This window comes from Streptomyces sp. PT12 (assembly GCF_003311645.1).
In the GTDB taxonomy this organism is placed as follows: domain Bacteria; phylum Actinomycetota; class Actinomycetes; order Streptomycetales; family Streptomycetaceae; genus Streptomyces.
In genome coordinates this window covers 70,217-83,377 of the sequence record NZ_QEST01000163.1, presented here as the reverse complement: position 1 = coordinate 83,377, position 13,161 = coordinate 70,217, and the positions used below count along the sequence as shown (strand labels likewise).

General features: G+C 70.3%; 10 protein-coding genes. 7 read left to right on the top strand and 3 right to left on the bottom strand.

Translation table 11 applies throughout. The annotated features are described in order from the left end of the window. Positions 1-109 precede the first annotated feature (109 nt). Positions 110-2,662 (top strand): polysaccharide lyase family 8 super-sandwich domain-containing protein, encoded by a 2,553-nt coding sequence (locus DEH69_RS18785; RefSeq protein ID WP_113688139.1) that lies wholly within the window; start codon positions 110-112, stop codon positions 2,660-2,662. 218 nt (positions 2,663-2,880) lie between these two features. Here the strand turns inward: DEH69_RS18785 and DEH69_RS18780 are convergent, their stop codons facing one another. Further along, entirely contained in the window at positions 2,881-3,729 is an 849-nt protein-coding gene (locus tag DEH69_RS18780; protein ID WP_113688138.1) for an AraC family transcriptional regulator, read from the bottom strand. Between the two features lie 35 nt (positions 3,730-3,764). Between DEH69_RS18780 and DEH69_RS18775 the strand changes: the two genes are divergently transcribed. The 5 genes from DEH69_RS18775 to DEH69_RS18755 all read left to right on the top strand — a co-directional run bounded on the left by DEH69_RS18775 (position 3,765) and on the right by DEH69_RS18755 (position 9,849). Then, positions 3,765-5,357: an FAD-dependent oxidoreductase gene (locus DEH69_RS18775; protein ID WP_181727493.1), complete on the top strand. Its 1,593-nt coding sequence runs from the start codon at positions 3,765-3,767 to the stop codon at positions 5,355-5,357. A gap of 182 nt (positions 5,358-5,539) precedes the next feature. Then, positions 5,540-6,691, top strand: coding sequence for an ABC transporter substrate-binding protein (locus DEH69_RS18770; RefSeq protein WP_220131293.1), 1,152 nt, complete (start codon positions 5,540-5,542; stop codon positions 6,689-6,691). Continuing rightward, positions 6,688-7,638 (top strand): carbohydrate ABC transporter permease, encoded by a 951-nt coding sequence (locus DEH69_RS18765; RefSeq protein WP_113688136.1) that lies wholly within the window; start codon positions 6,688-6,690, stop codon positions 7,636-7,638. The genes DEH69_RS18770 and DEH69_RS18765 overlap by 4 nt, the downstream gene beginning before the upstream one ends. An 11-nt stretch (positions 7,639-7,649) precedes the next feature. Further along, positions 7,650-8,465, top strand: coding sequence for a carbohydrate ABC transporter permease (locus tag DEH69_RS18760; RefSeq protein WP_113688135.1), 816 nt, complete (start codon positions 7,650-7,652; stop codon positions 8,463-8,465). 46 nt (positions 8,466-8,511) lie between these two features. After that, positions 8,512-9,849: an FAD-dependent oxidoreductase gene (locus DEH69_RS18755; protein ID WP_113688134.1), complete on the top strand. Its 1,338-nt coding sequence runs from the start codon at positions 8,512-8,514 to the stop codon at positions 9,847-9,849. A 140-nt stretch (positions 9,850-9,989) separates the two neighbouring features. On the opposite strand, the gene DEH69_RS18750 is transcribed toward DEH69_RS18755, so the two are convergent. Together DEH69_RS18750 and DEH69_RS18745 are read right to left on the bottom strand one after the other, a co-directional pair. Then, positions 9,990-10,721: a fibronectin type III domain-containing protein gene (locus tag DEH69_RS18750; protein WP_258534762.1), complete on the bottom strand. Its 732-nt coding sequence runs from the start codon at positions 10,719-10,721 to the stop codon at positions 9,990-9,992. Further along, positions 10,718-11,320: a hypothetical protein gene (locus DEH69_RS18745; RefSeq protein ID WP_220131292.1), complete on the bottom strand. Its 603-nt coding sequence runs from the start codon at positions 11,318-11,320 to the stop codon at positions 10,718-10,720. Before DEH69_RS18745 ends, DEH69_RS18750 begins: the two co-directional genes overlap by 4 nt. 283 nt (positions 11,321-11,603) lie before the next feature. Here DEH69_RS18745 and gatA point away from each other — a divergent pair, with 283 nt between their 5' ends. Next, positions 11,604-13,112, top strand: a complete 1,509-nt coding sequence (gatA, locus tag DEH69_RS18740) for an Asp-tRNA(Asn)/Glu-tRNA(Gln) amidotransferase subunit GatA (RefSeq protein WP_113688160.1) — start codon at positions 11,604-11,606, stop codon at positions 13,110-13,112. Positions 13,113-13,161: the final 49 nt, after the last annotated feature.

Below are 13,161 nucleotides of genomic sequence, written 5' to 3'. Positions count from 1 at the left end.
TGCCATGGGAGGGAGCCAACGCCCCGTTCCCGCATGGGTGGTGACACCGTGGCGCGCGGTTGGTTGGATGCGGCCATCGCCTTCCGGTCGTCGAGCCCTGGAGCGTTCGTTGCGCCTCTCACGCCGTGCCCTGCTGTCGGCCGTCCCCGCCGCGCCCCTCTTGGCGGCGGCGCTCAACTCCCCCGCCCACGCCGCCCCGAGAGGCGCCGACCACGAGCGGATCCTCGCCAACACCGTGGCCCTGCTCGCCGGAACGCCCGAGTCCAACGCCCGCCCCGAGGCCGCGGCCAAGCTCGCCGCGATCGACACCACCGCCCGCGACCGGCTCGCCGCCCTCGACGCGGCGGGCCCGGGCGAGCTGTTCAGGGGCGTTCCCCTGGGCGAGAACGAGGCGCACCTCACCACGTCGTTCCAGTACCTCGCCGAGATCGCCCTGGCCACCCGCGTCCCCGGCGGCCCGGCCTCGGACCTGCCGGGCAACGCGGCCGTGCGGGGCCGCGTCATCGACGCCCTCGCCTGGCTCCACGCCACCCACTACGGCGACCAGTCGACCGGCTACTACGGCAACTGGCACGCGTGGGAGATCGGCATCTCCACCCACCTCAGCCGCGCCCTGGTCCTGCTCGCCGACGAGCTGGCCGCCCAACGCCCCGATCTCGCACCGGCGTTGGTCGCCACCATGGACGCCTATCTGCGCAACGGCGAGGACGGCGACGTCGACCTGGACTCGCGCTTCCACACCGGCGCCAACCTCGCCGACATCACCACCAACCGCGTTCTCCAGGGCGCCGTCCTCGACGACGCGGCGCGCGTCACCAAGGCCGTCGCCGACCACCTCACCGTCTACGCCACCGTCGACCCCTACCACCTCAGGCATGGCGTCACCGACGGCTTCTACGCCGACGGCTCGTTCATCCAGCACGCGTCCGTCGCCTACACCGGCTCCTACGGAACGTCCCTGCTGACGCGCGTCGTTCAGACGATCAAGATCCTCCAGGGCACTGGCCATGGCCCCGAGGACGGGCTCGAAGCACTTGTGGCCACCGTCACCGGCTGGCTCGCCGACGGGTTCGCGCCGCTCATCCACGAGGGCTGGATGATGGAGCTGGTCAGGGGCCGGGCGGTGTCGCGGACCACGACGGGCTACGCGGCCGTGGCGAGCGTCGTCGAGGCCGTGGTGGACCTCTCCGCCCATGCGACGGGCGCCGAAGCGGACGCGCTCAAGGGCTATGTGAAACACCTACGGGAGACCTCGCGCGCGCCCCTCGACCCGGCCGCGTTCCTCTCCCCCGTCAGCGTCGGCCGCTACGCCGACATCCTCGCCGACGCGTCGATCCCCGCCGCCGACCTCAACCCGCCCGCGCGGCACGCGGCGTTCAACGCCATGGACAAGACGGTCCACCGGCGCCCCGGCTACGCGTTCGCGCTGGCCCGCAGCTCGTCCAGGATCAGCAAGTACGAGTACATGAACGGCGAGAACCTAAGGCCCTGGTTCCAGGGCGAGGGCGCGCACCACCTCTATCTCTCGGGCCAGGACCAGACGTTGGGCCATGGCACGGCGTTCTACGCGACCGTCTCCCCCACGCGCCTGGCCGGGGTGACCGCCCCTGTCGAGGAGCGGCGCACGGTGCCGGAGCTGTACGGGGGGTTCTGGTACGACAACCCCGGGGCGGGCTTCACATCCTCGTCCGAGGCGCAGAACACCTATGTCTACTTCCCGCGCGGCACCCACCCGTTCTCCGGTGGCGCCCGCCTCGGCGCCTATGGCGTGGCGGGGCTCGTGCAGTCGGACGACGCGGCGTACGCTGCCGCCCAACAGGGCCTGCTGCCTTCGGACTTGAGGGTGCACCGCAACGCGCGGGCCACCAAGTCGTGGTTCATGCTCGACGACGAGATCGTGGTCATGGCCGCCGGGGTGGGGGACCCGGCCGGGCGCGCGGTGACGACCACGGTCGACGCCCGCGTGTCCGAGCCCGCCGACGAGATCGTGCTGAGCGGGCGGCTGGCGAACGGCGAACGCTGGCCGGGCACCGGCGAACGCGCCGCGCCCCTCGCCTGGTTGCGCTGGGCGGATGCCACCCGCGCGACGGCGGTCGGCTATGTCTTCCTCGACGGCGAACGGCGGCCCGCCGTCACCCTCGACACGGTCACCCGCAGCCTGCGTGTCCTCCGCGCGTCCAATCCCGACACCCCCGTCACCCGTCGGGTCTTCTCCGTGACCTTCGAGCAGCCAGCGGGCGACCGCCCCCGCGCGATGGCCTGGGCGCTGGTCCCCGGCGCGAGCGAACGGCGGCTGAGCGCCTACGCCGAGGGGCCGCTTGCCGTCCTGTCCAACACGACGCGGCTCCAGGCCGTCGAGCACACGGGCCTGCGGCTGCTCGCCGCCAACGCGTTCGCCCATGGCACCCACCGCGCGGGCCGCCTGAGCGTCGAGGGCCCGGCGTCCGTCCTGCTGCGCGAGGCCGCCGACGGCACGGTGTCGCTGGCGCTGGCCGACCCGACGACGGAACGCGACCGTGTGGCCGTCGTCCTTCGGGGACGGCGGCTGCGGCCTGGGGAGGTTGACGCGGGGGTGACGGTGCGGGACGTGCCCGGTGGCACGCGGGTCGAGGCGGCGACGGGGCGGGCGTATGGGCGGAGCTTTGCCGCTCTGTTGCGCTAAGGGCTGTCCCGTAATCCGCGTCGGGTCAGCGCACGGCGTCAGATGCGGTGCATCGCAAGGCGCCGGATGGTCCTCGTACTGGGCGTACTTGGGCAATTCGGCAACGCAGCGAGGTGCCGTAGCTGGCGTCGTGCGCCCGACGGGGATTGCGGGACAGCCCTTAGGGCGGCAACGGGCTGGCCGCCCTCCCGTATGGCTGCCGTGTCAGCGCGGCGGCGTCACCCGGGCTCTTCTCGCATCGGGCCCGTCGTGGTCAGCCCTTGACGCAGCTGCGTCGGACTGACCCCGGTCGCTTCGCGGATGCGACGGGAGAAGTGAAAGCTGGTGCTGAAGCCGCAGTGCGCGGCGACGGCGCCCACCGACAGATCGGTGGACGACAGCAGCTCGATACCCAGGGTGATCCGCCTGCTCCACAGATATTCCATGGGCGTCGTACCAAGATGCGCGCGGAACAGCCGAATGAGGTGGGGTGGCGTGACGCCGGCGGCCCGCGCGATATCGCCGAGTGTGAGCCGCTGCTCCACATTCCCGTGAATGTGCAGGCGGGCCAGTTCGAGTGACCGCGGAAATCGCTTCGGGTCGGATTCCACCTCGGCCATGTAGCGCAGCAGTATCGCGGTGGCGAGCGCGTCGAGCAGGGCGCCGTCGGCGGTGAGGTGGGTGACCTCGCAGGTCAGGGCCTCGCGGACGAGGTAGGTGACGGCGGAGGACGCGGCCTTTCTCCGTGGCAGGCTCCACAGGCGCTCACGCATGGCGGGTGTCAGTCCCCGCAGCCTGCCAGCGAACCAGGACTGCCGCGTCAGCTGGGCGTCGTCGAATCGCAGCTTGCTGAGATCTCCGGGGAGGAAGAGGGCGACCTCGCCCTTCCCCGCCTGGAATGCCGTATCCGCGAGCTCGGCCCGCATCGCCCCGCGGTGAGTGATGACGAACAGGACCTCGTGCAGGGCCTGCGGAGTGGTCGCGGTGCCCGCGGGATAGGTGATCTCGCCGAAACGGGCCCCGAGGACCCCGAATAGATCGTCGGCACCGGCATCAAACTCAGACATGGAAGCGCGCATCTCAGCCATTGGTCCGCCTTGTCGGTGTCGCTACGGTTGCGGCCATGCTAACGCTGCGTACGGACCTGCTGGTCGTCGGCGGAGGGCTCGGGGGTGTGGCCGCCGCCCTCACCGCCGCCGAGCTTGGGATCAATGTCATAGTGACCGAACAGACCGACTGGCTCGGCGGCGTACTGACCAGCCAGGCGGTACCGCCGGACGAGCACCCGTGGATCGAGCGGTTCGGCTGTACCCGGACGTATCGCCGGCTGCGGGATGACGTCCGTGACTACTATCGGCGACATTACCCACTCGTCCACTCGGCTCGTCGGCGGCCGGATCTGAACCCGGGAGACGGACGGGTCTCCGCCCTGTGCTTCGAGCCTCGCGTCGGCGTGTCGGTGATCGAGGCGATGCTGGCGCCCTTCGTCTCGTCGGGGCGGCTGCGTGTGCTGTTGAAGCACCGGCCCACCGCCGCCCACGCGGACGGTGACCGCGTGGCGGAGGTCGTACTGAGGGACGAACGCGGCGGCGAGCAGGTGAGCGTGGCCGCGGACTGGTTCGTCGACGCCACGGACACCGGCGAGTTGCTTCCCCTGTGCGGGGTCGAGCACGTGATGGGTTCGGAGGCACGTGCCGACACCGGGGAGCCGCACGCCGCGGAGCGTTCCGATCCCCTCAACATGCAGCCGATCTCGGTGTGTTTCGCCGTGGACCATATGGCCGGGGCGGACTTCACCATCGACAAGCCGGAGGAGTACGAGGATTTCCTCGCCCAGCGGTGGACCGACTGGCCGGAGGGTCAGCTGAGCTTTCTTGCCCCCGAGCCGAAGACCCGCAGGGCGGTCGAACGCGGCTTCCTCCCGAACCCGCCACCGGATGCCGCCCGCGAGGGCGACCGAGAACTGTGGCTGTTCCGACGCGTCGCCAACCGGCACAACTTCGAACCCGGCGCCTACGACTCCGACATCACGCTGGTGAACTGGCCGCAGATGGACTACTGGGGCGGACCGATCATCGGGGTGGGGCGGGAGCGGGCCGCGGAGCACCTTCGCCGGGCCAAAGCGCTGAGCCTGAGCCTGTTGTACTGGTTGCAGACGGCGGCACCCCGCCCCGACGGCGGAACCGGCTGGCCCGGCCTCCGGCTGCGAGGGGATGTCGTGGGCGGCGCCACGGACGGCCTCGCCAAGGCGCCCTATGTCCGCGAGTCCCGACGCATCAAGGCCGAACGCACCGTCGTCGAACAGGACATCGCCCTCGACGTGCGGGGCGACCATGGCGCGGTCGCCTTCCCCGACACCGTCGGCGTCGGCTCCTACCGCATCGACCTGCACCCCTCCACGGGCGGCGATCCGTACATCGACATCGGTTGCTGCCCGTTCCAGATCCCGCTCGGCGCGTTGCTCCCTGTCCGCGTCGACAACCTGCTGCCGGCGGCGAAGAACATCGGAACGACCCACATCACCAATGGCGCGTATCGCATGCCGCTCGTGGAATGGAACGTCGGCGAGGTCGCCGCACATCTCGTCTCCTACTGCGCCGCACGCCGGTTGCCTCCGCGCGCGGTCCGCGCCGAACCCGGACATCTCGACGCCTTCCAGCAACGTCTCGTCGCGGCGGGCGTGGAACTTTCCTGGCCACGTGTCCACGGCTACTGACCCGAACAGCACAGGAGTTAGCCATGCCCGCACCCGACGGGTCACCGCAGACCCGACGCGCCTTCCTCATGAGCGCCGGCATACTCACCGCCGGGGCGATCGCCGGATGCGCGCCACCCGGCACGACCGGCGGAAGTTCCTCCTCGCAGGCCCCCGCCCCGGATCCCGTGGGATCCGGCCCCGTGGACGGCTCACTGTCATTCGCGCACTGGCGCGCCGAGGACAAGGAGGTCTTCGACGACCTCGTCCGGCGCTTCGAGGACCGCAACCCGGGGGCCGCCGTGCGCCAGGACGTCCTCTCCTCGGGCTCCTACCTCACGACCGCGTTGCAGCGGATCCGCAGCGGCAACGTCGGCGACGTGTTCGCCGCGTTCGTGGGAGCGCAGTTCCAGGACATGACGAGCGCCGGGCTGTTCACGGACCTCTCCAACCAGACCTTCCTGTCCCGCGTGGACACCTCCGCGCTCGACCTGAGCACCGACGGCGACGGCCGCCGTCTCGGCCTGCCGTATCAGCACATCTTCCACATGCCCCTGGCCAACATGGATCTGCTGGAGCGGGCGGGCGTTTCGGAGCAGCCCGCGGACTGGGACGGCTTCCTCGGCCTGTGCGAGGCGCTGCGCGGCCTGGGAGTGGTACCGATCGCGTGGCCCGGCGGCGAGCCAGCCAACGCCGGGCAGCTGTTGAAGTCCATGGTGATGAACAACGCGCCCTGGCCCGACATGTTCGCCCGTATCGAGGACGGTACGGCGGCGGCCACCGACGACTGGTTCGTCCACACCCTGGAGCAGTTCGTGGAGCTGCGCCCCTACGTGCAGCCCCAGGCCCTGGGGGCCACCGTCGAGCCGCTCCAGCAGTTGTTCGCCCGGGGCGACGCCGCGATGCTCGCCACCGGGTCGTTCCACATCGGCGCGGTGCGCCACGCCGGTGCGGAGTTCCCCATCGACCTCATCGCCCCCATCACGGTCCCGAGGGACGAGGTGAGGTACGTCGGGGTGCACAACCAGTCGTTTGTCGTCGGTGTCCGCTCGGACACGGCGGAACTCGACACGGCGTTGGCGTTGGTGGAGTTCCTCACCGAGCCCGACGTGGCGAAGACCTACGCGGACGGCACGGTGCAGCACAGCTGCGTCACCGGAATCACCTATGACAACCCCGATCTGCGGACGACGGCACACTGGCTCACCGCCGAGACCCTGCTCGCGCCGCACGTCCTGGTACGCGATCTGGAGATCCGGCGCGTCCTGGACAACGCGAGCACCGAGGTGCTCGGCGGAGCCGACCCCGAGCAGGCGGCCGAGCAGGCCCAGCATCTGATCGAGCAGCAGCGATGACGCCGTTCACCCCGCGGCCGACCCGGCTGCCCCGGCTGACGCGACCGGCTCGACGCGAGAAGCCCCGTGGGTCACGGCGGACGCATCCGGCGCTGTGGCTGTTCCCGGTTCCCGCACTGGTGCTGTATGTCCTCTTCTTCGCCAGCCCGACGGTTCAGGCGTTCCAGTACGCGGTCACGGACTGGAACGGGTATGAGGACACCTACCGCAACGTCGGGATGGAGAACTTCTCCGATCTGGCCACCAACGACGACATGTTCTCCCGAGCCCTCGGCAATAACCTCACGTTCATGTTCACCGTGGTCGTCTTCCAGACGCTGTTCGCGCTGGTGTTCGCCGTGTATCTGGCGGCCACGTCACGGTCGTCCGTCTTCCTGCGGGCGTTGTTCTTCTTCCCCACCATCCTGTCCTCGGTGTCGGTGGCCTTCGTCTGGCGGTTCGTCTACGACCCCGGCTTCGGGCTCGCGAACCGCGGCCTGGACGCCGTGGGGCTCGGGGGCCTGCGCAGCTCGTACCTGGGAGACCCGCAGCAGGCGATCTACTTCGTCGCCCTCACCCAGATCTGGTTTCACACCGGCCAGATGATGGTGATCTACATCGCGGGTCTCCAGGTGATACCTCGCGAGCTGTACGAGGCGGCGGAGGTGGACGGCGCGTCCCGCTGGAAGCAGTTCCGGTTCGTCACCTGGCCCCTGCTCGCGCCGGCGACGGCGATCGTCGTCGCGTACACCACGATCCAGTCCTTCAAGGCGTTCGATCTGATCCTGGGGCTCAGCGGCAACCCGCCGAAGCCGTCCCTGGACATCCTGTCCACCCGAATCTTCAGCACCTTCTCCAACTCGGAATACGGCTACGCCGCGGCGGAGTCGGTCCTGTTCATGATCGTTATCGCGATGGTGACATTCCTGCAGCGTCGCGCCGTCCGGATCCTGCAGGCAGGGACGTGAAGGGAAACGCAATGGGCTATCAACTGATGCGCCGAAGCCTGCTGTTCACCTACGCGGCGATCGTGGTCGTACCGCTCACGGTCGTGCTGTTCGGCAGCTTCAAGACCACACCCGAGCTGTTCTCCTCCCCCTACGCGCCACCCACGTCGCTGCGGCTCGACAACTACGCGGAGCTCCTGGGCAAGCAGAATCTCACGACGGCGTTCGTCAACAGCGTGCTGGTGACCGTGTGCTCCGTGGGCCTGACGCTCTTCCTGGCCAGCCTGGCCGCCTATGCCGCCACTCGGATCACCGGGTGGCTGATAGGCGTGGTCTACGCGTTCCTCATACTGGGCATGGCCGTGCCGGCGCAGACGAACATGGTCCCGCAATATGTGCTGTTCAACTCCCACGGACTGACCGACAGCCTCATCGGGCTCGTGCTCATCCACGTCGTCGTCACCCTGCCCATCGCGGTCTTTATCCTGACCGGATTCATGCGGTCGCTGCCGCGCGAGATCTTCGAGGCGGCCTCCCTCGACGGCTCGGGACCGTGGCGGACCTATCGGCAGATCGTCATGCCGCTGTCAAAGCCTTCCCTGGCGGCGACTTCCATCTTCCTGTTCGTCATCCACTGGAATGACGTGCTCTACCCCCTGCTGCTCATCACGGATCCGGACAAGAAGACGCTGCCGCTCGCGTTGCTGGACTTCCAGGGCGAATACCTCACGGACTACCCACTGCTGTTCACGGGCGTGATCATCGCCTCGGCACCCGTGGTGCTCGCCTATGTGTTCCTGCAGCGCTACTTCATCGCCGGAATGACCGCTGGCGCCATCAAAGGCTGACGCGAGTTCGCTTCTCGGAAACCACTTCGTTCCTGGGCATGGGCAGATGACACAGTATTCCGGAGAGGTGTCCACCTCACCGCACAGCGGCCACACAGTCGACGTTCCCGTCGAAGAGGCCGGCAGGTATCAGGTCATCGTCGTCGGCGGCGGGCTGAGTGGAGTGTGCGCGGCCGTCGCCTCGGCCAGAACGGGGGCTCGCACGCTGCTGGCCGAAGCCCTTCCGTTCGTCGGCGGCAACGCGACCACCGGTCTGCCCATCAGCGGGCTGCGGGCCAGGAACTCGAGCAGCGTGGTCGTTCGCGGCCTCGTCGCCGAGATCCTTGATCTGCTGCGTCACCGCGGGGCGGTGAGCGGCGACTTCGCGCGTCATGACTGGATCGCGGTGGACGCCGAACAGTTGCAGCTGGTGCTGGGGCGCCTTCTGGAGTCCGCGGGCGTTTCCCTGCTCACGTATTCTCCACTGCTCGCCGCGGTCCGTTCCGGCATGCGGATCAGTGATGCTGTCTTCTACAACAAGGACGGGCGCGCGCTGAGATACCGCGCGGAGATGTTCGTCGACACCACGGGAGACGCGCAGGTGGCGCACCTCGCCGGACTCACCACGCCCATGGGCCGCCAACGCGACGGACGCACACAGACCATGTCGCTGGTCTTCTCGGTGGCCGGAATCGACGAACGCCGGACTCCGCCCGACGACGCGGTGGTGGACCTGTGGAACAGGTTGCAGGCGTCCGGCGCGTTCCCGCGGAACCAGAGGCGCAACCCGTCGGTCAACGGCATGATCAACCGGCCAGGATGGCGTTCGTTCATCGCCACCAGGATCCACGTCGCCAAGGGCACCGACAACAGACTGCTCGCCTTGGCCGAACTGGAGGGCAGGAAGCAGATCGAAGAGTTCGTGGAGTCATTCCTACGGGCGCGCGTTCCCGGATACGAGCACTGCTTCCTTGCCCAGATCGCCAACCACATCGGCGTCCGCGAGACCCGGCGCATTTCCGGGCTCTACGAGATGAGCGTCACCGACCTGCTGACCGGGCGGAAGTTCCCCGACGCGATCGCCTGCAACGCCAGCTCGGTCGAGAACCATCAGCCGGACAGCGGAAGCGCGCAATGGCAGCACCTCGACGACGGGGACTACTACACCATTCCCTACCGCTCGCTGGTGGCCAGGGAGGTGGACAACCTGCTCGCGAGCGGGCGTTGCGTCAGCGCCAGCCACGAGGCGCTGGCGGCACTGCGGGTCCTGAGCCCGTCCATGGCGACCGGCCAGGCGGCGGGCACAGCCGCCGCCCTGGCCGTGCGGGAACAAACGTCGGCGCATGAACTCGACCCGGAGCTCCTGAGAGCGGCGCTGAGGAGTTCGGGGGCCATCGTCGACTGAAGGCGAGCGGTTCACGGGTTCCCGTCCGGTCGATCCGATCGGACGCGATTGCCGCCGCTGGGATCGAGGCTCCCACGGGATACTCCAGGAGGGCACCCACGGGCGAGTGGGCGGGCGTCCAGCCGCTGGCCGCCGCTCGCTCAGCCGCCGCCGGTGGTGACCCGCGCCGTGTTCGACGGTGGGCCATGGGTGAACGCCCGGATGCGGTAGGAGGCCGTCTTCTCCTCGGGGAGGGTGATCAGGCCATAGGAGTTGACGTCGGGGGCGATCAGGGCGATCGGGGCGTAGAACGGGTCGCCGCCCTCGACGCGGGACTCGAGGAGGAAGCCCTCCTCGTCCGCCGCGCGGTCGGTCCAGGTGAAGTGGATGCCGTTGGCGTGCTTGATCCGCGCCGCCAGGTCGGTGGGGCGGGCGGCGTCGGGGGTGGCCAGGGGCGCGCCGGGGACCGTGGCGGCCTCCCGGGTGACGGGCTCGAGCCACGTGTGGTCGGCGTTCTCGTCCTCCTCGGTCAACTCGCCATCGGGCAACGCCACATCGACCGGCTCGGAGGCCGGTCCACGGACGGTCACCAGCCGGTAGTGGAACGGCGTCTCGGGCATCAGGTCCGGGTGGCGGTAGGTGGTCACCTCGGGCGGGAGGTACGTCAGCGGCGTGAAGGGGCCGCCCTCGTCCGTGGCGAACTCCAGGACCCAGCCCGCCCCTTCGGCCCCGCCCTCCCAGCTGAGGTCGACATCGGTGGGCGTAGTGAGGGTGGCCGTCAGCCTGAGGCCGCGCTCCCCCGCGGGTGGCGGCCCCGAGCAGGCCGCCGCCAGCAGGGCGAGCGCGAGCATCAGGAGCGCGAGCGGGAGGGCCCGGCGCGGCGCGGCGCTCACCTCCGCCAGAACTGGACGCCGCTCCAGGTGACCGTGGCGGGGCCCGCGCCGCTGTTTGTGCGGTAGGCGCCGAACTTGTCGTAGAAGCTGCCGCCCGGGCTCGCGTAGGTGTGGACACGGGAGCCGTTGATATAGGTGCGGTGCTCGCTGCCCACGTCGTGCACGGTGTTGACGCGCACGGTGGCGCCGACCGTGCCCGCGTTCGACAGCGTCTGGCCGCCGTGCACCGCGTAGAGCCTGCCGCCGCGCTCGACGGCCAGCATGAAGTACGGCCCCGAACCCGACTCGTGGAACGTCTGCTTGAGGCTGATCCGCGTGCCGCTCATGCTGTCGACGCGGAACGAGCCCTCGAACTGGCGGCTGCCGCCCGTGTAGGTGTCGTAGCGGCGCTCGGCCCGCTGGTCGCCGCTCGCGGTGGAGCACGTGAGGCGGAACGTCAGCCCGTCGACCTGGCCGCAGCCGCGCTCCTGGACGTTGAACCCCGGCGAGGTGGAGATCCACCCGCCGGGCTCGACCTCGGCGGACGCCGGGCCCGCCGCCAGCATGGAGAGGGCGCCCGCCGTGGCGAGCACGGCGAGCGTTCGGGGACTTCTGCGCATGCGTCACTTCCCTGGTGGTGGAGGGTGGAAGTGAGGGGACCGTAGGCCGCGGGCAGGGGGGCGTCAAGGGACGTTCGGGCGCTCCCGCAGGTCAGGGGGAATTCCGGGAAACGGACGCCCCCTCACCCCTGATCCGACGCCGACGCCGTCCGTCGGCGAGCGCGTCGGCCACCGCGTCTTCGCGCCGCGCGAGCCCGCGAGCGCGAGCCCGCATGCGCAAGCACCCTTAGGATGTGTCGCACCGGCCGGGGCCGGTGCGACCAGAGGGGTGGCCGAGAGCGTCATGAACGGGAACGCAGCCGAGATCGTCCGGTGGAGCGCGGCGCGGATCGCCGCCGCCGTCCGGGCCGGGGACATCGGTGCCGTCGAGGTGGCGCGGGCCCATCTGGCGCGGATCGAGGCCGTGGACGAGAAGGTGCGCGCGTTCCTGCACGTGGACGCGGAGGGCGCGCTCGCCCAGGCGCGCGCCGTGGACGCGCGCCGGGCGGCCGGTGGACGGCTCGGGCCGCTCGCGGGCGTTCCGCTGGCGCTCAAGGACGTCTTCGCGACCCGGGACATGCCCACGACGTGCGGCTCCCGGGTGCTTCAAGGGTGGGTCCCGCCGTATGACGCGACGCTGACGCGGCGCCTGCGGGAGGCCGGGGTGGTGATCCTCGGCAAGACAAACATGGACGAGTTCGCCATGGGCTCGTCCACCGAGAACAGCGCGTACGGCCCCACGGGCAACCCCTGGGACCTGTCGAGGATCCCGGGCGGCTCGGGCGGCGGATCGGCGGCCGCGCTCGCCGCGTTCCAGGCGCCGCTGGCGATCGGCACCGACACGGGTGGCTCGATCAGGCTGCCCGCGGCGCTGACCGGCACGGTGGGGGTGAAGCCGACGTATGGCGCGGTGTCGCGCTACGGCCTGGTGGCCTACTCGTCGTCGCTCGACCAGGGCGGTCCCTGTGCCCGCACGGTGCTCGACGCGGCGCTGCTGCACGAGGCGATCGCGGGGCACGACCCGCTCGACTCCACGTCGATCGACGCCCCCGTGCCGCCCGTGGTGGAGGCGGCGGGGGCCGAGGAGATCCGCGGGGTGCGCGTCGGGGTGGTCAAGGAGCTTGCGGCGGGCGAGGGGTATCAGGCGGGCGTGGAGCGGCGGTTCGGCGAGGCCGTCGAGCTGCTGACCGCGCTGGGCGCCGAGGTGGTCGAGGTGTCATGCCCGTCGTTCGACGACGCGCTCGCGGCGTACTACCTGATCGCGCCGAGCGAGGCGTCGTCGAACCTGGCGCGCTTCGACGCCATGCGGTACGGGCTGCGGGTGGGCGACGACGGGGTGCGCTCGGCGGACGAGGTGATGGCGCTGACGCGGCAGGCGGGGTTCGGCGCGGAGGTCAAGCGCCGCATCATGCTGGGCACCTATGCGCTGTCCTCCGGGTACTACGACGCGTACTACGGCTCGGCGCAGAAGGTGCGGACGCTGATCGCGCGGGACTTCGACGCCGCGTTCGCGCGGGTGGACGTGCTGGTGTCGCCGACGACGCCGACCACGGCGTTCCCCCTGGGCGAGCGGGTGGACGACCCGGTGGCGATGTATCTGGCGGACCTGTGCACCATCCCGGCGAACCTCGCGGGGAACGCCGTGATGTCGCTGCCGTGCGGGCTGGCGCCCGAGGACGGCCTGCCGGTGGGGATGCAGATCTTCGCGCCGCCGATGGCCGACGACCGCCTGTACCGGGTGGGCGCGGTGCTCGAACGCGCGCTGAACGAGCGGTGGGGGCGCCCGCTGCTCGACCACGCCGCCCAGCTCTGACGGGTGCCGCGCGACGGCGTGATCGCGCCGGGCGCTGACGGCCGTGCGA

Excerpts from the sequence above, each read along its gene's own strand:
- DEH69_RS18765 (WP_113688136.1), top strand. The coding sequence starts at position 6,688 with ATGACGCCGTTCACCCCGCGGCCGACCCGGCTGCCCCGGCTGACGCGA.
- DEH69_RS18760 (WP_113688135.1), top strand. The coding sequence starts at position 7,650 with ATGGGCTATCAACTGATGCGCCGAAGCCTGCTGTTCACCTACGCGGCG.
- DEH69_RS18755 (WP_113688134.1), top strand. The coding sequence starts at position 8,512 with ATGACACAGTATTCCGGAGAGGTGTCCACCTCACCGCACAGCGGCCAC.
- DEH69_RS18775 (WP_181727493.1), top strand. The coding sequence starts at position 3,765 with ATGCTAACGCTGCGTACGGACCTGCTGGTCGTCGGCGGAGGGCTCGGG.
- gatA (WP_113688160.1), top strand. The coding sequence starts at position 11,604 with ATGAACGGGAACGCAGCCGAGATCGTCCGGTGGAGCGCGGCGCGGATC.
- DEH69_RS18745 (WP_220131292.1), bottom strand. The coding sequence starts at position 11,320 with ATGCGCAGAAGTCCCCGAACGCTCGCCGTGCTCGCCACGGCGGGCGCC.
- DEH69_RS18780 (WP_113688138.1), bottom strand. The coding sequence starts at position 3,729 with ATGGCTGAGATGCGCGCTTCCATGTCTGAGTTTGATGCCGGTGCCGAC.